We start from the raw sequence: 22,453 nt of genomic DNA, 5'->3' as shown, positions 1-22,453 counted from the left end.
CTATTCGCAGTCGTCCTGGTCCGACGAAAGCCGCGCAAATCGAAAATTGCAGTGGTCCGCGCCGCTAGCCAGCGTTTGCGTCCTTTCCAGACGGATGCCTCGCGTTGCATAGGCATCGAAATCGAGTCCGCAGATGTTCGGCAGGATTTCCTGATCTCCATGCCGAGCCGCGAATTTGCAGAAGCCGCAAGCCTTGTAGTCGATGCCGAATTCGAAGCTGTCACCGGGGCCAGGCTCGACGAAGTCGTAGACGAAATCGTCCGGGAATTCCTGCCGATGGCTTTCCGTGGTGCTCTTCAAGGCCTGCTCGCGCAGCAAGGCCCGATTTTCGTGCGACATGAATAGACGTCCTGACGCGAGGCGCTCCGCTTCGGGCTCGGCGAGCAGTTGCATCTTGTAGGTTTCTCGCTCGATCTCGCCGATAACAGCCAGCGGCACGCCGCGCCGCCAGAGCACACGGCTGATGGCCACGAAGCCCATGAGGCGCATGAAGAAATCGCTCATGCGACTTGCCGTGCCTCCGACGTAGGGCATCTGGGTGAGCACGATCTGGAATTCGCTCAACACCTGCTGTCGAATTTCATCCATGTCGGACAGATGCGCTTGCTCGCGCAGCATCGTTTCGGCAAGGTCGAGACGATGGCGCATGGCGGCTTCCATGGCATCGCGATGCGACTCGTAGAAGGGATGGATGATCTCGGCCATAGGGCACATCTCCAGAGCAAGGTGGGCCGGGGGGCAGGTTCGGCATGGACATTGCGCTGCGGCATGATGGTCTTCCTGATCGCGCAATCGGTGCTTGCATTCTTCATCGCGCCAGGGCACCGCTCAACCGATTCTTTCTGGCCGCCTGGAAGAGTTTTTCTATTCCGAATTCCTCGCCTTCAAGTCCGGATCCGCACCCATGAGCCATCGCCTGCCCCCTCTGAATGGATTGCGCGCCTTCGAGGCTGCCGGCCGCCACCTGAGTTTCAAGTCCGCCGCGATGGAGCTCTCCGTCACGCCCGGTGCCGTCAGCCAGCAGGTCAAGCACCTGGAACAGGCGCTCGGTGTGCCGCTGTTCCAGCGCCTGCATCGCAGCCTGATCCTCACCGCGCAGGGCGAGGCCTTGTTGCCGGAAGTGGGAGAGGCCTTCAAACGCCTGTCCGAGGCCAGCGACACGGTCGCGAAGGTCCTGAAGACGAAGCCGCTTCGCCTCGGCATCTCGCCGGCCCTGAGCGACGAGCCCGAGCGCCTGCTGGCCCGCCTCGCCGGCACGAAGCGACCGCCCGACTACGTGCGCGCGGTGGCGACCGACGACGTGGCCGATCTTCTCGCTGGCCGACTCGATGCCTTGCTCCGTCCGGGCCCCGGCCCTTATCCGGGTCTGCATGCCGAAGTGCTGGCGCTGGCGCCTGGCTTCGGGGCCCACAAGAAAGCCTCGCTGGTGGTCTGGCCCGGCCTCGCCCGCTGTCGAGAATTCACGCGGACGCGGGCGCTCCTGGCGAAGGATCGAAGCGGGACGTAGACCCTACCTCCCCGACCCATACCCCCGAACCATCACCCGCGTCCCGCTCCCCGCCTCGAACTGCTGCCAGGCCAACACCGCATTCCCCAGCTCGTTCATCCCCAGATCGGGCGTGGCGGCCGCCTCATCCGTGCTCTCCTGCAGCGCCGGCGCCCCCCAGCCCCCACCCAATGCATGCCGCGCCGCGTAGAGGTCCGACGTCCCCAAGTCATTCGCCTGCGCCCAAGCAACGAACGCATTGCTCGCATCGTCGATCCCCAACGCAGGCAGGCTGCTCAACGCCCGCGAGGCCGCCGCCCGCACCACGCTCCCCGCACCGAACGCAGCACCCGGCGCAGCCGTCGAAGCCATGAGCGCGTTGTCGAGCCGCCCCCAGCTCAGCACCGCCGCACCGGCCGCGTTCATGCGCAGCACGGGCGTGCTGAGAAAGGCCTGCGTCGACGTGAACGGCGCGCCCACACGCGCGGTGCCGCCTTGCCAGGCGCCCGCCGAGAAGCGCTTGAACCACACCGCGCTCTCCCATTGATTGCTGCCGCCGGGCAGGTCGGCCTGGCCCCAGGCCAGCAGCGCGTTGCCGCCCGCGTCGATCGCGAGGTCATGCGCACCGATCGACTGCGCGGGGCCCGCATCCGGCACGAGCTCGGCCGCCGTGCCCCAGGTACCGCCCGCATTGGCGCGGTTGGTCCATAGCGAGGCGCTGCTGCCGGTCGAACGCTTCCAGACGGCCAGCGCTTCGCCCGAGCCCGCCACCACCACCGCGGGATCGCCGTTCACGACACCCACGGTCTCGTCGGACTCGATCAACGCAGCGGTGCCCCAGCCACCGGCCTGCGTGAAGCGGTTGGCGTAGATGCTGAAGCGCGTGGCCGGACCGATCTGCGACCAGACCGCCACGGCGTTGCCATGGGCGTCGATGCCGATGCTGGCGTTGCCGACGGTGCCGCTGCCGGTCTCCAGCAGCGCGGGGCTGCCCCAGCCGGCGGCGGGATCGACCGGCAGCGCCCACAGGTCGTGGCCGGCCACGGAGCTCAGCTGGGTCCACAGCACGACGGCGCGGCCGCTGGGCTTGTCGATGGTGACGCGGATGTCGCGCACCGATCCCGCGTTGGCCTCCAGGCGCTGCGGCGCGGTCCAGCCGCTGCCGGGCAGGTAGCGGCTGCCCCAGAGGCGGTCCGCCTGCGGGTTGCCCTCGATCTGGCGCCACACGACCAGCGCGCGGCCCTGCGCATCGATCGCGACCTTGGGCAGGCTGGCGCCGGCGGCCGAGAGCGCGATCGCATCGCTCCAGCCCACGGTGGGCGGCGCGGCGACGAAGGCGGCGGTAACGCTGCGTGCGGCGTCCATGCGCACGCGGCAGGTGCTGGCATTGCCGCTGCACGCGCCGCTCCAGCCGCCGAGGACCTGGCCCGCGGCCGGGGAAGCGCTGAGGAGCACTTCGGTGCCGGTATCGAATTCTGCGTCGCAGCGGTCGGTGCAGTCGATGCCCGCGGGTTGCGATGCGACACGGCCCGCGCCGGCGATGCCGACCTCGAGCGTGTGGCGCACGGCGATCGGCGCGGGTGGGGGCGGCACGATGCCGAGGGGCGGCAACGCGCCGCCGCCCGAGCCTCCGCCCCCGCAAGCCGCCAGCAGGGCCAGGGCCCCCGCGCACACGATCCATCGTCCATAGCCGCTCGTCTTCGTCATCTCGCAGTCCTCGCTCGTAAAGAGGGGCGGATCGTAGGGACGGGACCGGCCCTCGCCCATAGCACCTTCGGGCACCTGCCCGAAGGTGCTGTTGGCCCGTGCGCCGCGCGCCTGTAGGCTGCCGGCATGGACAATGCGGCCCACGAGGAGAGGGCGCGGGCGGATCCCGCCCCGAGGATCACGGCATCATGAAACTCCTGCTCGTCGACGATCACCCCCTCTTCGGCATCGGCTTTGCGCATGCGCTGACGCACGCCCGCCCCGACTTCGAGGTGCAGACGGCGCTGTCGCTGGCGCAGGGCGTGGAACGCGCCGCGCAATGCGCGCCCGACATCGTGCTGATCGACTACCGCCTGGGCGGCGAGGACGGGCTCGAAGGCCTGCGCCTGTTCGGCGCCCGGCATCCGCTGGTGTCGCGCCTGATGATCTCGGGCGACGAGGAACCGGTGCTCGCGGCGCGCGCACGCGCGGCGGGCGCGGCCGGCTTCATCGGCAAGTCGCAACCGGTGGCGCGCATCGCGCGCGCGCTCGACGAGGTGGCCGCGGGTGGCGAGTCCTTCGACCTGCTGCAGGCGCAGGCCGGCCTGCCGGCCGCGAGCCTGACGCCGCGCCAGCTCGAGGTGCTGCTGCTGGTGGCGCAGGGGCGGCAGAACAAGCAGATCGCGGCCGAGCTCGAGATCGCGGAGCGCACGGTCAAGCTGCACATCACGGCGCTGCTCGACACCATGGATGCGCGCAACCGCACGCACCTGCTGGTGCAGGCGCGCCGTGCCGGCCTGCTGCTGGAGCAGCGGTGAAGCCCGCGCTCGGCGCGCGCCTGGCCTTCTCGGACCTCCAGCTGCAGCAGCTGGAGCAGATGATCCGCTCCACCGTCTGGTCGTGGCTGCTGGCGGCGGTGGGCGGGCTGCTGTGCTACCTCGAGTACGCGGCGGGGCCCGACGGCGCGCGCGTGCAGGCCTGGTTCGTCGTCTATGGCGGCATCGTCGCGGTGCGGCTGGGCCTCTGGATCGCCTGGGCGCTGCGGCCCGGCATGCGCGCGAACCCGCAGGCCATGGTGCTGCCGATCATGGCCAGCAACCAGGTGCTGGCGTTGTCCTGGGGCGTGCTCAGCGTGCTGCTGCGCCACGAGGGGCCGGCGCAGGCCGAGGCCATCCTTCACATCGCGATGGTCACGGTGGCGCTGGGCGGCGCGATCCGGCTCTCGACGATGGGGCGCGCGGCCATCGCCTACGTGGTGCTGATCCTCGGGCCACTGGTGCTGCGCGACATCTGGTTCGGCAGCAGCTACCACCTCGCGATGGCGCTGATCGTGACGCTGATCGGGGTCTACACGCTGCTGAGTTCCAGGGAGCTGTCGTCCGCGCTGCACGAGATCCAGGCGCAGCGCCGGCGCAATGCGGAGCTGGTGATCGCGCTGCGTGCCGAGAACGAGCGCAGCAGCGCGGCGCGGCGCACGGCCGAGGAAGCGGTCGCCGCGCGCATGCGCTTCTTCGCCTCGGCCAACCACGACCTGCGCCAGCCGCTCAATGCGATGGCGCTGCTCGCGCAGACGGTGCACACGGTGAGCACCGAGCGCGCGGTCAAGGAGATGTCGGAGCAACTGGTGGCTTGCGCCGACGGCATGACCGACGTGGTGGACGACCTGCTCGACATCACGCGCGCCGATGCCGGCTCGGCCAGCCCGCAATGGGCGCCGCTGGCCATCGACGAACTGGTGCGCGAATGCTGCCGCCCGCACCAGGCGATGGCCGCGGCCAAGGGCCTGCGTTTCGAGACGGCGGTCGAGCCCTGCATGGTGCACAGTGACCGCGCCCTGCTGGCGCGCGTACTCACCAATCTGCTGGCGAATGCCATCCGCTACACGCACGCGGGCCAGGTGCGTGTCGACGGCCGCATCGACGACGGCCGACTGCGGCTGCGCATCGAGGACACGGGCATCGGCATCGCCGCCGAGCACCTGCCGCAGATCTTCGACGAGTTCTACCAGGCCGGAAATCCCGCGCGCGACCGGCGGCTGGGCTATGGCCTGGGCCTGGCCACGGTGAAGCGATTGAGTGACCTGCTCGATCTTCGCGTGGCCGTTCGTTCCTTGGCCGGGCAGGGCAGCGTGTTCGAACTGCATCTGCCGCTGGTCGATGCCGGAGCGAGCGACGGCATGGGTGACGCAGGGCGGTCCGTGCCAGCGTTGCCGACCGCCTTGGCGGCTCGCGTGCTGGTGGTCGACGACGATCGCGATTCGCTGCAGGCCCTGCGCGGGTTGCTCGTGTCGTGGGGCATGGACGTGCGCTCTGCGAGCGGCATCGCAGGCGCACTGGACGTGCTGCAGGCGGGCTTCCGCCCGAACGCGCTGGTGGTGGACCTGCGCCTGGGCTCGCAGGCCGGCGGCGTCCAGGCCATCGAGGCATTGCGCTCGTCGCTGAACGATGCGGCACTGCCCGCGCTGATCGTCACCGGCGACGTGGGCGGCGACTACCTGAGCGCGGCACAGGCGGCGGGGCTACCGGTCATCGTCAAGCCGGTGCGGCCCTCGCAGCTTCGCGCCTTCCTCGGCCATGCGCAGGCCGTGCGCGATCCGGTGTAGGGCGCCCGGCGTACTTGCGCCGAAGCTGTAAGGCCGCCTTCTTACACGCGCACCATCGCGCGGCCGCGGAGCGGCGCAGGCTCGTTGGATCAGGCAAGAAAACGCGTGAAACGCGCCATCGATCCCGCGGGCCGTTCCCAAGAATGGTGCTTCGCCTCGCCGGCGTCCTCGCGCGACGAGCCCCCCGCGGGACCCAACAACATCCCTTCTCCTACTGCGAACCCCGGTGGCTCGCGCTATCAGAGTGTTCCCACGCGCACCCGACCCTCGAACAACAGGAGTCCCCATGGAAAGCCCCACGACATCGATCACCCGGCGCGACGCGCTCATCGCGACCGCCGCCACCGCCGCGGCGGTCTCGTCTCATTTGCCCGCCGCGGCCGCGCCGGCCGCGGCATCACCACCGCCCACGAACATGCCTCCCACCAGACTCTCGCTGCAGGTCAACGGCCAATCGCATGCGCTCGAACTCGACACGCGCACGACCCTGCTCGACGCACTGCGCGAACACCTGCACCTGACCGGCACCAAGAAGGGCTGCGACCACGGCCAGTGCGGCGCCTGCACCGTGCTGCTCGACGGACGCCGCATCAATTCCTGCCTCACGCTCGCGGTCATGCACGAGGGCGCCCAGGTCACGACCATCGAAGGACTGGGCACGCCGCAGGCCATGCATCCGCTGCAGGCCGCCTTCGTCAAGCACGACGGCTATCAGTGCGGCTACTGCACGCCGGGCCAGATCTGTTCGGCGGTCGGCGTCATCGACGAGGTGCGCCGCGGCGTGCCCAGCCACGTGAGCGCCGATCTCACGGCGCGGCCGCTGCTGTCGGCCGACGAACTGCGCGAGCGCATGAGCGGAAACATCTGTCGATGCGGCGCCTACTCGAACATCGTCGACGCCATCACCGAGGTGGCCGGGAGCCGCGCATGAAGCCCTTCACCTACGAACGCGCGCAGACGCCCGCGCAGGCCGCGGCGGCCGTGGCCGGCCATCCTGGCGCCAAGTTCATCGCGGGCGGCACCAACCTGCTCGACCTGATGAAGCTGCAGATCGAGGCGCCGGTGCACCTGGTCGACGTGAACACATTGAAGCTCGACCGCATCGAGCCGACCGCCGACGGCGGCCTGCGCATCGGCGCGCTGGTGCGCAACACCGACCTGGCGTCCGACGAGCGCGTGCGCCGCGACTACGGCGTGCTGTCGCGCGCGCTGCTGGCAGGCGCCTCGGGCCAGTTGCGCAACAAGGCGACCACGGCCGGCAACCTGCTGCAGCGCACGCGCTGCCCCTACTTCTACGACACCGACCAGCCCTGCAACAAGCGCCGCCCCGGCAGCGGCTGCAGCGCCATCGGCGGCGTGACGCGGCAACTCGCGGTGATCGGCGCCAGCCAGGCCTGTATCGCGACCCATCCGAGCGACATGGCGGTGGCGATGCGCGTGCTCGACGCGGCCGTCGAGACCGTGAAGCCCGACGGGCGCACCCGCGTGATTCCGATCGCCGACTTCCACCGGCTGCCCGGCGACACGCCGCACATCGAGACCGCGCTCGAGCGCGACGAGCTGATCACCGGCGTGACCTTGCCGCGGCCCGTGGGCGGCACGCAGATCTATCGCAAGGTGCGCGACCGCGCTTCCTACGCCTTCGCACTGGTGTCGGTGGCGGCCATCGTGCAGCGCGATGGCACCGGGCGCGTGGCGCTCGGCGGCGTGGCGCACAAGCCGTGGCGCATCGAGGCCGCCGAGGCCGCGATGCCGCAGGGCGCGCGCGCGGTGAGCGCACGGCTGCTGGCCGATGCGCAGCCGACCCACGAGAACGCATTCAAGTTGCCATTGGCCGAACGCGCGCTCGCGGCGGCCCTGGCGCAGGCGAGGAGCTGAACATCATGAAATTCGACACCCCCGCGACCACCAACGCGATCGACCAGCTCAAGGTCATCGGCCGCCCGACCGACCGCATCGACGGCCCGGTCAAGACCACCGGCAGCGCGCGCTATGCCTACGAACGCCATGCCGAAGTGCCGGGCGCGGCCTATGGCTACGTGATCGGCGCCGGCATCGCCAAGGGCCGCATCGCCTCGATGGACTTGCGCGCCGCGCAGGCCGCGCCGGGCGTGCTGGCGATCGTCACCGCGCGCAATGCCGGCAAGCTCGCCAAGGGCGACTTCAACACCGCCAAGCTGCTGGCCGGGCCCGAGATCGACCACTACCACCAGGCGGTGGCCGTGGTCGTGGCCCAGAGCTTCGAGCAGGCGCGCGCCGCGGCGCAGCTGGTGCGCATCGAGTACACGCGCGCGGCCGGCCGCTTCGACCTCGCGGCCGAGATGGCGTCGGCCAAGCCGCCCAAGGCCAGTGCTTTTTCGGGCGAGCCGGATACCAGGGTCGGCGATTTCGCGGGCGCCTTCGCCGCGGCGCCGGTGCAGCTCGACGTGACCTACAGCACGCCCGACGAGTCGCACGCGATGATGGAACCGCATGCCTCCATAGCGCAGTGGCAGGGCGACCGGCTCACGATCTGGACCGCCAACCAGATGATCGCCTGGGGCGTCGGCGACGTCGCCAAGACACTGGGCATCCCGAAGGAGAACGTGCGCCTGGTCTCGCCCTTCATCGGCGGCGGCTTCGGCGGCAAGCTGTTCGTGCGCGCCGATGCGCTGCTCGCCGCGCTGGGCGCGCGTGCCGCGCGCCGGCCCGTGAAGGTGGCGCTGACGCGGCCGCTGATGATCAACAACACCACGCACCGGCCCGCGACCGTGCAGCGCATCCGCATCGGCGCCGCGCGCGACGGCCGCATCACGGCCATCGCGCACGAGGGCTGGTCGGGCGACCTCGAGGGCGGGCAACCCGAGACGGCGGTCAACCAGACCCGGCTGCTGTATGCCGGCGCGAACCGGCTCACGGCCACGCGGCTCGCGGTGCTCGACCTGCCCGAGGGCAACGCGATGCGCGCGCCCGGCGAGGCGCCGGGCCTGATGGCGCTCGAGGTCGCGATGGACGAGATGGCCGAGAAGCTGGCGCTCGATCCGATCGCGTTCCGCGTGCTCAACGACACCCAGGTCGATCCCGAGAAGCCCGAGCGCCCGTACTCGCAGCGCAGCCTGATCGAATGCCTGCGCACCGGCGCCGAGCGCTTCGGCTGGAACCGGCGCAACGCGTCGCCGGGCCAACAGCGCGACGGCCGCTGGCTCGTGGGCATGGGCGTGGCCGCGGCCTTCCGCAACAACCTTCTCACGAAGTCGGCCGCGCGCGTGCGGCTCGACAACCGCGGCGTGGTCACGGTGGAGACCGACATGACCGACATCGGCACCGGCTCGTACACCATCATTGCGCAGACCGCCGCCGAGACCATGGGGCTGCCGCTCGACAAGGTGCAGGTGCGGCTCGGCGATTCGGCCTATCCGGCCTCGGCCGGCTCGGGCGGGCAGTGGGGCGCGAACAACTCGACCTCGGGCGTGTTCGCGGCCTGCATGAAGCTGCGCGAGGCGGTGGCGGGCAAGCTGGGCTTCGCGGTGGCCGATGCGAGCTTTGCCGACGGCATGGTGCGCGCCGGCGAACGCGCGGTGCCGCTGGCCGAGGCCGCGGGCGCCGAGGGCCTTTCGGCCGAGGACGGCATCGAGTACGGCGACCTCGACAAGAAGTACCAGCAGTCGACCTTCGGCGCGCACTTCGTCGAGGTCGGCGTCGATGCCGTCACTGGCGAGATCCGCGTGCGGCGCATGCTCGCGGTCTGCGCCGCGGGCCGCATCCTCAACCCCAAGGCCGCGCGCAGCCAGGTGATCGGCGCCATGACCATGGGCGTGGGCGGCGCGCTGATGGAGGAACTGGCGGTCGACAAGCGGCACGGCTTCTTCGTCAACCACGACCTCGCGGGCTACGAGGTGCCGGTGCATGCCGACATCCCGCACCAGGACGTGGTCTTCCTCGACGAGACCGATCCGATCTCCTCGCCGATGAAGGCCAAGGGCGTGGGCGAGCTCGGCATGTGCGGCGTCGCGGCCGCGGTCGCCAACGCGGTCTACAACGCGACCGGCATCCGCGTGCGCAGCTATCCGATCACGCTCGACAAGCTGCTCGATCGACTGCCGCCGGTGGCCTGAGGAACTTCAGCGCGGCTGCTGCTGCGTGGTGCAGTGGATGCCGCCGCCGCCCGCGGCGATCGCATCGATGTCGAGCTGCACCACCTCGCGCTTCGGGAACAGCTCGCGCAGCAATGCGCGGGCGTTGCCGTCGGCGCGCGCATCGCCGAACTGTGGCGCGATGACGGCGCCGTTGCAGACGTAGAAGTTGATGTAGCCGGCCGCGAACTCCTCGCTGTCGTAGGCGTCGCGCACCGTGTCCGGTCCCGCGAGCACTTCCACGCGCAGGCGCTGGCCGCGCGCGTCGGTGGCCTGCCGCAGTATCTCGAGGTGGCGCCGGGTCAAGGCGTGGTCGTAGGAATCGGGATCGTTCTCCAGGCCCGCCACCACGATGCCCGGTGCCGCGAAGCGCGCATAGAAGTCGGTGTGGCCGTCGGTGATGTCGCGGCCCGCGATGCCGGGCAGCCAGATGATCTTGCGCAGGCCCAGCAGGCGCCGCAGCTCGGCCTCGCAGTCCTCCTTGCGCCAGCCGGGATTGCGGTTGGCGTTGAGCACGCAGCTCTCGGTGATCAGCGCCGTGCCCGCGCCGTCGACCTCGATGCCGCCGCCTTCGAGCACCAGCTCCGTCGCCAGCGGCCGTGCCTTGGCGGCACCGCTCACATAGCCGGCCACCTCGGCATCGTCGGCATGGGCCTGCTTGCCACCCCAGCCGTTGAAGTTGAAGTCGACGCCGCCCCATTCGCCCGCGCCATTGCGCACGAACACCGGCCCGGTGTCGCGCATCCAGAGGTCGTCCACCGGCTGCACCTCGAGCTGCACGCGGTTGCCGCACAGGCGCGCGGCGAGGTCGTGTTCGCGTTCGCGCACCAGCAGGTGCACGGGTTCGAACTCGGCGATGGTGCGCGCGATGCGGGCCAGGTGCTGGCGCACCGGCGTCAGCAGGCGCCGGCCCCAGATCGCCTCGCTCGGGCCGAAGGACATCCAGGTGGCGCGGTGCGGCGCGGCTTCGTCGGGCATCTGCCAGCTGTCGGGCGCGGCGGCGGGCGAGGCGGCGATGCAGCCCAGCGGCGCGAGGCCGAGGGCGCTTGCAAGGCGGCGGCGGGTCATCGAGAAATGCATGTCGGTCTCCTGGCGAAAGCGTTCGGGATCACGCCGGCTCCTGCTGCGTGGTGCAGTGGATGCCGCCGCCGCCCGCGGCGATGGCATCGATGTCGAGCTGCACGACCTGGTGGCTCGGCAGTTCCGCGGACAGCGCCGCGCGGGCCGCCCCGTCGGCCGCCGCATCGCCGAACTCGGGCAGGAATACGGCCTTGTCGGTCAGCAGGAAATTCACGTAGCCGGCCGCGAACTCCTTGCGTGCGTAGGTGGGGCGCACCCGGCCTGGCGTGGCCAGCGTGACGATGCGCAGGGCGCGTCCGCGCGCATCGGTCGCCGTGCGCAGCAGTTCCAGGTGGCGCCGGGTCACGGCATGGTCGAAGGACTCGGGGTCGTTGTCCAGTGCCGCCACCACCACGCCCGGCTTGAGGAAACGTGCATAGAAGTCGGTATGGCCGTCGGTGATGTCGCGGTTGGCGATGCCGGGCAGCCAGATGATCTTCGTGAGTCCCAGCAGGCGCCGGAGCTCTTCCTCGGCCACGGCCTTGGAGACACCCGGGTTGCGGTTCTCGTTGAGCACGCAGCTCTCGGTGACGATGGCCGTGCCTTCGCCGTCGACCTCGATGCCGCCGCCTTCGAGCACCAGGCGGCTGCGCAGCAGCGGCACGCCCGCGAGTTCGGCCATGCGCGCCGCCACCGTGGCGTCGCGCGCATGCGGCTGCTTGCGGCCCCAGCCGTTGAAGTTGAAGTTCACGGCGGCCCGCTCGCCGCGGTCGTTGCGCACGAACACGCAACCGGTGTCGCGCGCCCAGAGGTCATCGATCGGGTGTTCGATCAGCTGCACGTTGGCGCCGCAGAGCTGGCGCGCCGTGGCGGCATCCTCGGCGTTCACGAGCATCTTCACCGGCTCGTAGACGCTGATCGCATTGGCGATGCGCGCCAGCGCGCGCTGCACCGGCTCGCGCAGCTCGGCGCTCCAGATCGATTCGCGCGCGGCGAAAGCCATCCAGACGGCGCGATGGGCACCGCCCTCGTCGGGCATGCGCCAGGCGCTGGCGGGCGCGGGGGAAGGCGCGGGCGCGGGAGCGGGCGCCGGCGGCGGAAAGGGGAGCGTGGGGCCGCCGGCATTGCCGCCGCCACCGCCGCAGGCGCTCAGCAGTCCATGGAAGAGGCCCAGGCCACCGAGGCCCAGGAGCGTTCGTCGAGTCGTCATAAGAATCAGGGTTTCTACGGAGTCCCGGATTCTGTAGACGCTCATTCATCCGCACAATTGATCTTTTCTGGCCATATCAATCGATCTGGCTCATGAAATGGCCGTCCTCGCGTGCAAACGCCCGCAGGCTGTCGAACACTTCGCGCACCAGCGGCAGCCGCGACGGGCCCTGAGTGCGCGAGATCCAGAGGCTGCCGAGCGACAGGCTCGGCCAGGCCGCCAGGTGGCGCAAGCGGCCGCTGCGCAGCGCATCGTCGGCCAAGAGCCGCGACACCAGCGCAAGGCCGCGGCCGCGCAGCGCGGCGTCGAGCAGCAGGCGCGGATCGTCGTAGATCGCGGCCTTGCGCAGCGGGCCGAAGTGCTCGCGGATGAAGGGGCCGATGCGGTCGCTGGTGAGGTCGGCCTCGAGGCACAGCAGGCCGGGCGTGGCATCCGTGTCGGCGTCGGGCAGGCCGACCGCCACCAGCTCGTCGCTCAGCAGCGGCACCTCGAACACGTCCGGCTGCTGCAGCGGCTCGCGCGTGATCGCGATGTCCACGTCGAGCTCGTCGATGAAGCGGGCGCTCTCGTCGACCGAGACGATCGGGCACAGGTCGGGATGCGCCTGCAGCAGCCGGTCGATGCGCGGCTGCAGCCAGCCGTGGGCGACGGGCGCGGGGCAGACCAGCGTGACGAGGCGGTCGTCCATGTAGGTCTCGATGCGATGCAGGCCGTGGCGGATCTGCTCGAGCGACTTGCCCACGCTGTCGAGCAGCAGGCCGCCGGCCACGGTCAGCTCCACGCCGCGCCCCTTGCGCCGGAACAGCGGCTGGCCGACCTGCTGCTCGAGCTGCGCGATCTGGTGGCTGATGGCCGATTGCGAGACGTGAAGCTCCTCGGCCGCGCGCGAGTAGTTGCCCAGGCGCGCGGCCGCTTCGAAGCCGATCAGGAATTTGAAGGAGGGCAGTCTGGCGTTGGACATGGGAACCTGGTCGATGGATCGGCGCACAAGATAGCGCCTTTCATCGCCGGGGTTCAACGCGCGGCGGCCACGTCCTCTTCGTCACCACCGCCATACAGCTGCGCCAGCACCTCCACCGGATGGCGCAGGCGACGCGCCTGCAGCCGCTCGACCTGGCTGCGGCACGAATAGCCGGTGGCGAGGAATTCCGCCGGCGCGGGCTCGGCTTCCAGCAGCGGCGCCCACGACTGCGAAAAGATCCGCTGCGAGGTCTGCAGATTGCGCTGCTCGTGGCCGTAGGTGCCCGACATGCCGCAGCAGCCGCTGGCCTGCGCCTCGAGCCGCAGGCCGGCGCGCGCGAACACCCGAGGCCACAGCGCGGCGGCCGCGGGCGCGTTGGTCTTCTCGGTGCAGTGCGCGAGCAGGCGGAAGTCGCCCGGCGCGGCGCGCGGCGGCGCCTCGGCGGGCAGCGCATCGAGCAGCCATTCCTGCGGCAGCAGCACCGAAGGCAGGCGCGCCATCTGCGGCAGCTTGGCGTACTCCTGGCGGTAGACCAGCGTCATCGCGGGATCGAGGCCGACCAGCGGCACGCCGCATTGCACCAGCGCATCGAGCATGTCGGCGTTGCGGCGCGCCGCGCGGTCGAAGGCGCGCAGGAAGCCCTGCACCTGCAGCGGCTTGCCGTTGGGCCGGAAGGGCGCGAGCCACACGGAGCAGCCCAGCCGCGCGGCCAGCGCGATGAAGGCCGCGAGCACGGGCGTCTCGAAGTAGCGCGTGAAGGCGTCCTGCACCAGCACCACCGAGCGCGCGCGCTCGTCGGCGCTCAGCCGCGCCAGCGCCGAGGGCGTGGCATGGCGCACGTTCCAGCGTCGCAGGGTGGCGGCGAAATCGAAGCGGCTCAGCAGCGGCGCGTCGACCATGCCGGCATGCCGCGCGAGCAGGCCGCGCACCGCGGGCAGGGCCATCAGGCCGTTGTAGAGCGCCGGCATGCGCGCGAGGCCGGGCATGCTGTATTCGAGCGAGCCGATGAAGTAGTCCTTGAGCGGGCGCAGGTAGCGCGCGTGGTAGAGCTCGAGAAAGCGCGCGCGGAACTCCGGCACGTTGACCTTCACCGGGCATTGCCCCGCGCAGGACTTGCAGGCCAGGCAGCCGGCCATCGCTTCGTAGACCTCGTGCGAGAAATCGTCGGCGGCCTTCGCGCGCCGCCGGCCGTTGCGCCAGCGCGCGGGCAGCCCGGCCAGGAACGAGGGCTGCCGCGCCGCGGCCTGCAGCACGTCGACGCCGGCCTCGCCCTGCAGCCGCAGCCATTCGCGCAGCAGCGAAGCGCGCCCCTTGGGCGAATGGCGGCGCTCGCGCGTGGCCTTCCACGAGGGGCACATGGCCTCGTCGGGGTCGAAGTCGTAGCAGGCGCCGTTGCCGTTGCAATGCAGGCCGCCGGCGTAGCTTTGCCACACGCGTTCGTCGATGCGGCGATCGGCGTCGGCGCGCATCGGCACCTCGTCGATGCGCAGCAGCGCCGCATCGACGCCCGCGGGCGTCGCGATCTTGCCGGGGTTGAGCTGGTTGTGCGGATCGAAGGCGGCCTTGAGTTCCTGCAGCGACGCGTACAGCGGGCCGAAGAAGGCCGGTGCGTATTCGGAACGCACGCCCTTGCCGTGCTCGCCCCAGAGCAGGCCGCCGTACTTCCGCGTGAGCCGCGCCACTGCGTCGGAGAGCGGGCGGATCAGCGCGGCCTGGGCCGGGTCCTTGAGGTCCAGCGCGGGCCGCACGTGCAGCACGCCGGCGTCCACGTGGCCGAACATGCCATACGAGAGGCCATGGCCGTCGAGCAGCGCGCGGAACTCGGCGATGTAGTCGGCGAGCCGCTCGGGCGGCACGGCGGTGTCTTCCACGAAGGGCTGTGGCCGCGCCTCGCCCTGCACATTGCCCAGCAAGCCCACCGCGCGCTTGCGCATCGCATAGACCCGGGTCACGGCGGCATGGCCGGCCGCGATGGTGTGGCCCAGGCGCGCCGCGCCGGCATCGCGCGCGAGGTGCGCGACGAAGGCCGCGACGCGGGTCTCGAGTGCCTCCAGCGAATCGCCGCTGAACTCGACCATGTTGATGCCGCGCGTGGGCGCACTGTCTTCGCTCGATGGGAAGTATTCGGCCACGCCCTGCCACACGATGTCCTCCATCGCAAGCATCAGCACGCGCGAGTCCACGGTCTCGATCGACAGCGGCGCATGCGCCATCAGCGCCTGCGCATCGCGCAGCGCATCCATGAAGCTCGCATAGCGCACGTTGACCAGCACCGTGTGGCGCGGAATCGGCAGCAGGTTGAGCTCGGCCTCGACGATGAAGCCCAGCGAGCCTTCGGCGCCGCAGAGCACGCTGTTGAGGTTGAAGCGCCCATCGCGCTCGCGCAGGTGCGCGAGGTCGTAGCCGGTGAGGCAGCGGTTGAGCTTGGGAAAGCGTTGCGCGATCAGCGCGGCATCGCGCTCGGCGATCCGGTGCGCGCAGCGCCAGGCATCGCCCACGCGGCCGGGGCGCGCCAGGTGGGCCTGGAGTTCGTCGGGTCCGGCAGGGCGGCTCGTGAAGCGTTCGCCGCCCGGCAGCACGACCTCGAGCGCGAGCACGTGGTCGCGCGTCTTGCCGTAGCTGCAGCTGCCCTGGCCGCTCGCGTCGGTGCTGACCATGCCGCCGATGGTGGCGCGGTTCGAGGTCGACAGCTCGGGCGCGAAGAACAGGCCATGCGGCGCGAGCGCCGCGTTGAGCTGGTCCTTGACCACGCCGGCCTGCACGCGCGCCACGCGCCGCACCGGATCGATCCAGACGATGCCGTTGAGGTGCCGCGAGAGGTCGACCGCGATGCCGTCGGTCAGCGACTGCCCGTTGGTGCCGGTGCCGCCGCCGCGCGGCGCGAGCACCACGCGCCGGTGCTCGTCGCGGTCCATCAGCGTCGCGAGCCGCACCACGTCGTCGGCATGCTTCGGAAACACCACGGCCTGCGGCAGCCGCTGGTAGATCGAGTTGTCGGTCGCGAGCACCGTGCGGTCGGCATGACGCTGGCTGATCTCGCCCTCGAAGCCTGCGGCGGCCAGCGCCGCGAGAAACTGCCGGTAGTGCTGCGCCAGCGTGACCGGGGGTGGAACGTGGGCGATCATGGCCGGCCGTGCAGCGCCGCTCAGTCCGCCTTGAGGCGGCCTTGCTTGACCAGCCGCGTCGCCAGCACGGCGTCTTCCTGCACCAGCCGCTGCAGGTAGGCCGCGCTCTCGGCGAGGGGCTCGCTGCCCAGTTCGCGGATCGGCTTCGAGAACTCGGGCTCGGCCACCGACTTCGAGATCCAGCCCTGCAGGCTCGCGACGGTCTGCGGCGCGATGCCCCTGGGCGCGAACACGCCGACGAAGGTGGTGGCGTCGAAACTCGGAATGCCCTGCTGCGCCAGGTTCGGCACGCCGGCCAGCATGCCGCCGACCTGCGGGCCGAGCACCAGCAGCGCGCGCAGGCCGCCGCTCTTGAGGTGCGGCGCCGAACTCGTGACCTGGTCGATCACGGCGTCGATCTGGCCGCCGAGCAGGTCGACCACGGCCGGGCCCGAGCCCTTGTAGGGCACGGCATTGACGCGTGCCTTCCCGGCATCTTCGAGCTGCAGCAGCGCCAGATGATTCGGCGAGCCCGGGCCCGCGTGGCCGATGGTCACGTTCTCGCTCCTGGCCTGGATCGCCTGCAGGAAGTCGCCGGCGGTTTTGAAGCGCGCATCGTTGGCGCGCACCACCACCACCACGGGCGTGCGGCTCAGCACGGCCACGGGCACGAAGTTGTCGGCGCGGTAGGGCACCTTGATCATCTCGGGCAGGGTGCCGAGCTGGCCCGGCGTGGCCACCAGCAGCGAATGGCCGTCGTTCTCGGCGCGCGAGGCCCAACCCGTGCCCACGGCACCGCCGCCACCGGCGCGGTTGTCGACGATCACCGACTGCCCCGCATGCCGCGTCAGCGGCACGCCCAGGGTGCGGGCCGTGATGTCCACGTTGCCGCCCGGCGCGAAGGGCACGATCAGCGTGAGGGGCTTGCTCGGAAAGGCGCGGCCCTGCGCCCTGCCGGGCCAGGCCGCCGCGGATGCGGCGAGCGCGACGCCGCCCTGGATGAAGGTCCTGCGGTTGAAGTTGTTGTCGGTCATTCGAACGTCTCCCTGTGATGAATCAATGGTTCCAGTAAAGCTGCGTGGGGTTGCGCACCAGCACCTGACGCAGGTCGCCGTCGGGCAGCCAGGCGCGCAGCGCCCCGGCCAGTTCGCTGCCGGCGGTGGCGCGCGCGTCGATGCCGGGATGCGGCCAGTCCGATCCCCAGAGGATGCGTTCGGGGTTGGCGCGCGCCAGCGCATGGGCCAGCGGGATCACGGCGGGATCGGTGGCGCAGGCCGATGCACTGAGCCGGTAGGCGCCCGAGAACTTGACCCAGGCGCGCCCTTCCGCGAGCAGCGCGCGCAGGTTCGCGAGACCGGGGCCCTGCGGTGTCGCGCCGGGCGCCGGATGGCCGAAGTGGTCGACCACCACCTGCAACCCGGTGGCGGCCACGCGCGGCACCAGGTCGGGATCGTGCTCGACGTCGACCAGCAGCTGCAGGTGCCAGCCGAAGGCCGCGATGCGGCTGGCAATGGCGCGCAGGCTGGCGGCCGACACGCCGCCCGAGAACAGCGCGTTGCAGCGCGCGCCGCGCACGCCCAGCGCATGCAGTTCCTCGATCTCGCGTTCGCTCGTGTCCTCGAAGATCACGGCCACGCCGCGCATGCTGCCGGGCGCCGCCTCGCGCAGCATGCGCTTGAGCAGCGAATGGTCGCGGCCGTAGACGCTGGGCTGCACCAGCACGCAGCGCTCGACGCCCACGGGTCCGAAGGCGGCCCAGTAGTCGGCCATCGAAGCCGGGGCCGGCGTGTACGAGCGCTCGTCGATCAGCGGGAATTCACGCGCATCGCCGAACACGTGGAAGTGGGTGTCGCAGGAACCTTCGGGGAATATCCGGGCGCTGTCGGGAATGGCGGGGGTCGGGGGAAGCCGGTCGTGCATGGAAAGCGATGCCATGGAGAAGAAGATCGATGCCATGGAGAGGAGGCTGGGGATGCGGGCTATTGTTCTGAGAGGCCCCCGCGTGAGGCAAGATCATCTTTGTCATCTTCATCGTGAATCGGATTCATCCCATGAACGCTGCCGGCGGCCCGCCTCTGAACCTGCGCAGCATCGACCTCAACCTGCTGGTCATCTTCGAAGCCCTGTTCGAGGAGCGCAGCGTGGTCAAGGCCGCCACCCGGCTCGGCCTGACCGCCTCGGCCGTGAGCCATGCGCTGCGCCGCCTGCGCACGCAGTTCAAGGACCCGCTGCTGACACGCACGCCGCAGGGCATGGCGCCCACGCCCGAGGCCGTGCGCCTGGCCACGAGCTTCCGCAAGGCCTTCAGCGAGATCGAAAGCGCGATCGAGGTGCGCGGCGGCTTCGATCCCGCGACCGCGCGCCGCACCTTCCACCTGCGGCTGTCGGACTACGTCGGCGTGCTGCTGCTGCCGCGGCTGTGCATCCACCTGAGCTCGGTGGCGCCCGGCGTCAGCCTGTCGGTGCAGTCCTTCGACATGTACCAGCCCTCGGACCGCGTGGAGTACGAGGGCGTGGAGATCCGGCTGTCGGTGTCGCGCGGCCGCTCGGTGCTGTCGGCCTCGCGGCGCATCCTCGACGACCAGTGGATGGTGCTGATGCGCAAGGGCCATCCCGCGGCCTCGGAACCGATGACGCTCGACAGGTACCTCTCGCTGGGCCACCTCAAGGTCTCGGGCGTGGGCAGCAGCATCCTCGACGAGATCCTGGCCGAGCGCGGGCTCGCGCGCCGCGTGATGATCCAGGTGCCGACCTGGCTCGGCATGGTGCCCGTGATCGAATCCACCGACCTGATCGCGGCCATGCCCGCGCACTGGATGGACAGCGTGCTCTCGGGCTCGGACTGCGTGGCGATGCCGATGCCGCTGCCCGAGCTGGGCCTGTCGATCGACGCGGTCTGGCATCCGCGCAACGAGCACGACGCGGGCCACCGCTGGTTCCGCGAACTGATCCACCAGATCTTCGAGGAGGCCTACGACAAGTCACGCGTGCTGCGCTGAACGCCGCCGCGGCCATCGATGACGAAAGCTCACGAGAGGCCCAGGACTCATCGCTTGTGCCCCCGCGTGCCGCGCCGGAAACTGAACGCCATTCATCCAGTTCACCCGGCCCACCCACGGAGCACGCAAGCAATGCAGCAGTACAGACTCTTCATCGGCAACGAATGGCAGGCGAGCGCATCGGCGCAGTGGTTCGATTCGCTCGACCCGTTCACGGGCGAGCCCTGGGCCCGCATTCCGCAGGGCAATGCCGAGGACGTCGATCGCGCGGTGAAGGCGGCCGAGGCCGCGATGCAGGGCCCCTGGGGCCAGATGTCGGCCACGCAGCGCGGCATGCTGCTGCATCGCCTGGGCGCGCTGATCGAGGCCAACCTCGACACCCTCACCGAGGCCGAGGCGCGCGACAACGGCAAGCTGCGCAGCGAGGTGCGCGGCCAGGTGTCGTACATGGCGAAGTACTTCTATTACTACGGCGGCCTGGCCGACAAGATCCAGGGCGCGGTGATCCCGATCGACAAGCCCAAGGTCTTCAACTACACGCGCCTCGAGCCGATCGGCGTGGTCGGCACCATCACGCCGTGGAACTCCTCGCTGCTGCTGACGGCCTGGAAGGTGGCGCCGGCGCTCGCGGCCGGCAACGCGATCGTCGCCAAGCCCTCGGAGCACACCTCGGTGTCGCTGCTCGAGCTGGCGCGGCTGTTCGTCGAGGCGGGCTTTCCGCCGGGCGTGTTCAACGTGGTCACGGGCTTCGGCAAGGACGTGGGCGAGCCGCTGGTCGAGCATCCGGGCGTGGCCTGCATCGCCTTCACCGGCGGCGACGAGGGCGGGCGCCGCGTGAGCGTGGCGGCGGCCAAGCACTTCAAGCGCGTGACGCTCGAGCTCGGCGGCAAGTCGCCCAACATCGTGTTCGACGATGCCGACCTCGCGCGCGCCGCCAACGGCGTGATCACCGGCATCTTCTCGGCCGGCGGCCAGACCTGCATGGCGGGCTCGCGGCTGCTGCTGCAGGAAAGCATCCACGACGAGTTCGTCGAGCGGCTGGTCGCGATCGCCTCCAAGGCCAAGCTCGGCGACCCTTCGCTGCCCGACGTGCAGGTAGGCCCGGTGGCCACGCGGCCGCAGTTCGACAAGGTGGTGAGCTACATCGACATCGCCAAGGCCGAGGGCGCGCATTGCGCCTTCGGCGGCAAGGTGCGCAGCGGCCCGGGCTACGGCGCGGGCCAGTTCGTCGAGCCGACCATCTTCACGGGTGTGGACAACGGCATGCGCATCGCGCAAGAAGAAGTGTTCGGGCCGGTGCTGTCGGTGCTCAAGTTCAAGGACGAGGCCGACGCGGTGCGCATCGGCAACGACATCCGCTTCGGCCTCGCGGCCGGCGTGTGGACGCGCAGCCTGCACCGCGCGATGCACATGTCGGAGCGGCTCAAGGCCGGCACGGTGTGGATCAACAACTACCGCTCGACCAGCTTCACCACGCCCTTCGGCGGCTTCAAGGACAGCGGCCAGGGCCGCGAGGGCGGCGTGGAGGCGGTGAAGGAATTCCTCGAGACCAAGAGCGTGTGGATCTCGACCGAGCTCGACATGCCCGACCCGTTCATCCGCAAGTACTGAGCGGGTTCGCTCCAGGCATGCCGGCGCCAGAAGAAGGAAAGTAGAGACATGAATGAAGCATCCCTGCCCATCGACCGCTGCGACGTGCTCGTCGTCGGCTGCGGCATCTCGGGCCTGAGCGCGGCGGTGGCCGCGGCCGCCGCGGGCGCGACCGTGACGGTGCTGGAACGCGCCACGCCCGAGGAGTTCGGCGGCAACACGCGCTGGACCGAGTCCTACTTCCGCATGAAGAGCGATACCGAGGTCAGCGACGATTTCGAAGAACTGCTGGTGGCCAACGCCGGCCACCACATCGACCCCGAGATCGTGCAGCACGCGGCCGCGCCCTACGAGGACTGGCCGCCGCACGTGAAGGCGCACGGCATGCCCGACCCCGAGCTGGTCGCCACGCTGGCCGGCGAGGCCGGCGCCACGGTGCGGTGGCTCCAGGGCTTCGGCGTGCGCTTCGCGGCGCTGCCGACCTACTTCGTGACCGCGGCCGCGCCGCGGCTGATGCCGGTGGGCGGCGGCCTCGCGCTGATCGAGGCGCTGCGCGACGAAGCGCTGCGCCTGGGCGTGGCGATCCGCTACCGCAGCACCGCGCAGCAACTGCGGCGCGCCGATGCGCGTGGCGAGCTGGCGGTCGACACCGTCGGGCCCGACGGCGGCGTGCGGCGCATCGTGGCGCGCGGCGTGGTGCTGGGCACGGGCGGCTTCGAGGGCAACCCCGAGATGCTGACGCGCTACATCGGCCCGCAGGCGCGCTACCTGCGGCCGGTGGCGCGCGGCGGCTACTACAACCGCGGCGAGGGCATCCGCATGGCGCTCGATGCCGGCGGCGCGCCGGCCGGCGACTTCGGCTCCTACCATGCCGAGCCGATGGACCCGCGCTCGGCCCAGGTCGAGCCGCTGGTGATGAGCTTCTCGTACGGCCTGCTGGTCAACAAGGAAGGCCGGCGCTTCGTCGACGAGGCGCCGGGACCGGTCGACGTGCACTACGACCCGATCGCGCGCGCCATCAAGGACCAGCCCGACGGCATCGCCTTCATGGTCTACGACCAGCGCATCCACGAGGTGCCGAACTGGAAGAAGGGCATCCGCACCGACCAGCCGCCGATCGAGGCCGAGTCGCTGGACGCGCTCGCGCGCGCCTGCGGCATCGACCCGGCCGGCCTGCTGGCCACGGTGGCGGCCTTCAACGCGGCCTGCGCGGGCGATGCCGACGCGCGCTTCTCGCCGCTCGCGGTGGACGGCGTGGCCACCGCGGGCCTCGCGCCGCCCAAGTCGAACTGGGCGCTGCCGCTGGCGCGCGGTCCCTTCTGCGCCTATCCGGTGATGTCGGGCATCTGCTTCACCTTCGGCGGCGTGAAGACCAACCGCGATGCGCAGGTGGTCGACAACGACGGCCGCACCATCCCCGGCCTCTATGCGGCCGGCGAGGCCGCGGGCCTCTACCACCAGGTCTACACGGGCGCGACCTCGGTGCTGCGCGGCGCCGTGTTCGGACGCATCGCGGGCGCGCATGCCGCGCGCCACGCGGCGCCGCGCTAGCGCGCCGGCGCGGCCCCCGCTTTCTTTCCGGCTGCTTCGCCGCCACCGCCCGCGCGGTGCGGCGCGGCACGTCCACACACACCACCAAGGAGA

17 protein-coding genes are annotated in these 22,453 nt (G+C 70.7%); 9 read left to right on the top strand and 8 right to left on the bottom strand.

The genetic code is table 11. The features are described from left to right. Window positions 1–705, bottom strand: a complete 705-nt coding sequence (locus AC07RV_RS26235; protein ID WP_296785330.1) for an L-2-amino-thiazoline-4-carboxylic acid hydrolase — start codon at window positions 703–705, stop codon at window positions 1–3. A 199-nt stretch (window positions 706–904) separates the two neighbouring features. Here AC07RV_RS26235 and AC07RV_RS26230 point away from each other — a divergent pair, with 199 nt between their 5' ends. Beyond that, window positions 905–1,507 (top strand): LysR family transcriptional regulator, encoded by a 603-nt coding sequence (locus AC07RV_RS26230; protein WP_296785333.1) that lies wholly within the window; start codon window positions 905–907, stop codon window positions 1,505–1,507. Window positions 1,508–1,510: 3 nt separating this feature from the next. On the opposite strand, the gene AC07RV_RS26225 is transcribed toward AC07RV_RS26230, so the two are convergent. After that, a complete protein-coding gene (locus AC07RV_RS26225; RefSeq protein ID WP_296785336.1) occupies window positions 1,511–3,193 on the bottom strand; it encodes an InlB B-repeat-containing protein in 1,683 nt (560 codons plus the stop codon). Window positions 3,194–3,381: 188 nt separating this feature from the next. Between AC07RV_RS26225 and AC07RV_RS26220 the strand changes: the two genes are divergently transcribed. The 5 genes from AC07RV_RS26220 to paoC all read left to right on the top strand — a co-directional run bounded on the left by AC07RV_RS26220 (window position 3,382) and on the right by paoC (window position 9,868). After that, complete coding sequence (locus tag AC07RV_RS26220) at window positions 3,382–3,990, top strand: response regulator transcription factor (protein ID WP_093341129.1); 609 nt, start codon at window positions 3,382–3,384, stop codon at window positions 3,988–3,990. Further along, complete coding sequence (locus AC07RV_RS26215; protein WP_296785340.1) at window positions 3,987–5,774, top strand: ATP-binding response regulator; 1,788 nt, start codon at window positions 3,987–3,989, stop codon at window positions 5,772–5,774. Before AC07RV_RS26220 ends, AC07RV_RS26215 begins: the two co-directional genes overlap by 4 nt. 286 nt (window positions 5,775–6,060) lie before the next feature. Beyond that, window positions 6,061–6,705, top strand: coding sequence for an aldehyde dehydrogenase iron-sulfur subunit PaoA (paoA, locus tag AC07RV_RS26210; RefSeq protein WP_296785343.1), 645 nt, complete (start codon window positions 6,061–6,063; stop codon window positions 6,703–6,705). Further along, window positions 6,702–7,652 carry an FAD binding domain-containing protein gene (locus tag AC07RV_RS26205; protein ID WP_296785346.1) on the top strand — a complete coding sequence of 317 codons (951 nt, stop codon included), beginning with the start codon at window positions 6,702–6,704 and terminating at the stop codon, window positions 7,650–7,652. The genes paoA and AC07RV_RS26205 overlap by 4 nt, the downstream gene beginning before the upstream one ends. Window positions 7,653–7,657: 5 nt before the next feature. After that, window positions 7,658–9,868: an aldehyde oxidoreductase molybdenum-binding subunit PaoC gene (gene paoC / locus AC07RV_RS26200; RefSeq protein ID WP_296785349.1), complete on the top strand. Its 2,211-nt coding sequence runs from the start codon at window positions 7,658–7,660 to the stop codon at window positions 9,866–9,868. Window positions 9,869–9,874: 6 nt separating this feature from the next. On the opposite strand, the gene AC07RV_RS26195 is transcribed toward paoC, so the two are convergent. From AC07RV_RS26195 to AC07RV_RS26170, 6 genes are all read right to left on the bottom strand, one after another. After that, window positions 9,875–10,966, bottom strand: coding sequence for an agmatine deiminase family protein (locus AC07RV_RS26195; RefSeq protein WP_296785352.1), 1,092 nt, complete (start codon window positions 10,964–10,966; stop codon window positions 9,875–9,877). 28 nt (window positions 10,967–10,994) lie between these two features. Further along, complete coding sequence (locus tag AC07RV_RS26190) at window positions 10,995–12,155, bottom strand: agmatine deiminase family protein (protein WP_366929028.1); 1,161 nt, start codon at window positions 12,153–12,155, stop codon at window positions 10,995–10,997. A 76-nt stretch (window positions 12,156–12,231) separates the two neighbouring features. Further along, a complete protein-coding gene (locus tag AC07RV_RS26185; protein WP_296785355.1) occupies window positions 12,232–13,116 on the bottom strand; it encodes a LysR family transcriptional regulator in 885 nt (294 codons plus the stop codon). Between the two features lie 53 nt (window positions 13,117–13,169). Further along, window positions 13,170–16,241: a D-2-hydroxyglutarate dehydrogenase YdiJ gene (gene ydiJ / locus AC07RV_RS26180; RefSeq protein WP_296785358.1), complete on the bottom strand. Its 3,072-nt coding sequence runs from the start codon at window positions 16,239–16,241 to the stop codon at window positions 13,170–13,172. 20 nt (window positions 16,242–16,261) lie between these two features. Next, complete coding sequence (locus AC07RV_RS26175) at window positions 16,262–17,254, bottom strand: tripartite tricarboxylate transporter substrate binding protein (RefSeq protein WP_296785362.1); 993 nt, start codon at window positions 17,252–17,254, stop codon at window positions 16,262–16,264. A gap of 22 nt (window positions 17,255–17,276) precedes the next feature. Continuing rightward, a complete protein-coding gene (locus AC07RV_RS26170) occupies window positions 17,277–18,155 on the bottom strand; it encodes an amidohydrolase family protein (protein WP_296785364.1) in 879 nt (292 codons plus the stop codon). Between the two features lie 116 nt (window positions 18,156–18,271). Between AC07RV_RS26170 and AC07RV_RS26165 the strand changes: the two genes are divergently transcribed. The 3 genes from AC07RV_RS26165 (at window position 18,272) to AC07RV_RS26155 (ending at window position 22,360) form a co-directional block, all read left to right on the top strand. Then, the gene (locus tag AC07RV_RS26165) at window positions 18,272–19,219 is read left to right on the top strand and encodes a LysR family transcriptional regulator (RefSeq protein WP_256222360.1); all 948 of its coding nucleotides are present in this window, start codon (window positions 18,272–18,274) and stop codon (window positions 19,217–19,219) included. 132 nt (window positions 19,220–19,351) lie between these two features. Then, complete coding sequence (locus AC07RV_RS26160) at window positions 19,352–20,830, top strand: aldehyde dehydrogenase (RefSeq protein ID WP_296785371.1); 1,479 nt, start codon at window positions 19,352–19,354, stop codon at window positions 20,828–20,830. 48 nt (window positions 20,831–20,878) lie between these two features. After that, window positions 20,879–22,360: an FAD-dependent oxidoreductase gene (locus AC07RV_RS26155; RefSeq protein WP_296785374.1), complete on the top strand. Its 1,482-nt coding sequence runs from the start codon at window positions 20,879–20,881 to the stop codon at window positions 22,358–22,360. The last annotated feature ends 93 nt before the right edge of the window (window positions 22,361–22,453 follow it).

It is taken from the genome of Variovorax sp. GW821-FHT09B01, from assembly GCF_059418345.1.
This window is presented reverse-complemented; position numbering and strand designations above follow the sequence as displayed.

Coding starts and splice junctions, on each gene's coding strand:
- AC07RV_RS26235 (WP_296785330.1), bottom strand. CDS start 705: ATGGCCGAGATCATCCATCCCTTCTACGAGTCGCATCGCGATGCCATG.
- AC07RV_RS26230 (WP_296785333.1), top strand. CDS start 905: ATGAGCCATCGCCTGCCCCCTCTGAATGGATTGCGCGCCTTCGAGGCT.
- AC07RV_RS26225 (WP_296785336.1), bottom strand. CDS start 3,193: ATGACGAAGACGAGCGGCTATGGACGATGGATCGTGTGCGCGGGGGCC.
- AC07RV_RS26220 (WP_093341129.1), top strand. CDS start 3,382: ATGAAACTCCTGCTCGTCGACGATCACCCCCTCTTCGGCATCGGCTTT.
- paoA (WP_296785343.1), top strand. CDS start 6,061: ATGGAAAGCCCCACGACATCGATCACCCGGCGCGACGCGCTCATCGCG.
- AC07RV_RS26205 (WP_296785346.1), top strand. CDS start 6,702: ATGAAGCCCTTCACCTACGAACGCGCGCAGACGCCCGCGCAGGCCGCG.
- paoC (WP_296785349.1), top strand. CDS start 7,658: ATGAAATTCGACACCCCCGCGACCACCAACGCGATCGACCAGCTCAAG.
- AC07RV_RS26195 (WP_296785352.1), bottom strand. CDS start 10,966: ATGCATTTCTCGATGACCCGCCGCCGCCTTGCAAGCGCCCTCGGCCTC.
- AC07RV_RS26190 (WP_366929028.1), bottom strand. CDS start 12,155: ATGACGACTCGACGAACGCTCCTGGGCCTCGGTGGCCTGGGCCTCTTC.
- AC07RV_RS26185 (WP_296785355.1), bottom strand. CDS start 13,116: ATGTCCAACGCCAGACTGCCCTCCTTCAAATTCCTGATCGGCTTCGAA.
- ydiJ (WP_296785358.1), bottom strand. CDS start 16,241: ATGATCGCCCACGTTCCACCCCCGGTCACGCTGGCGCAGCACTACCGG.
- AC07RV_RS26175 (WP_296785362.1), bottom strand. CDS start 17,254: ATGACCGACAACAACTTCAACCGCAGGACCTTCATCCAGGGCGGCGTC.
- AC07RV_RS26170 (WP_296785364.1), bottom strand. CDS start 18,155: ATGGCATCGCTTTCCATGCACGACCGGCTTCCCCCGACCCCCGCCATT.
- AC07RV_RS26165 (WP_256222360.1), top strand. CDS start 18,272: ATGAACGCTGCCGGCGGCCCGCCTCTGAACCTGCGCAGCATCGACCTC.
- AC07RV_RS26160 (WP_296785371.1), top strand. CDS start 19,352: ATGCAGCAGTACAGACTCTTCATCGGCAACGAATGGCAGGCGAGCGCA.
- AC07RV_RS26155 (WP_296785374.1), top strand. CDS start 20,879: ATGAATGAAGCATCCCTGCCCATCGACCGCTGCGACGTGCTCGTCGTC.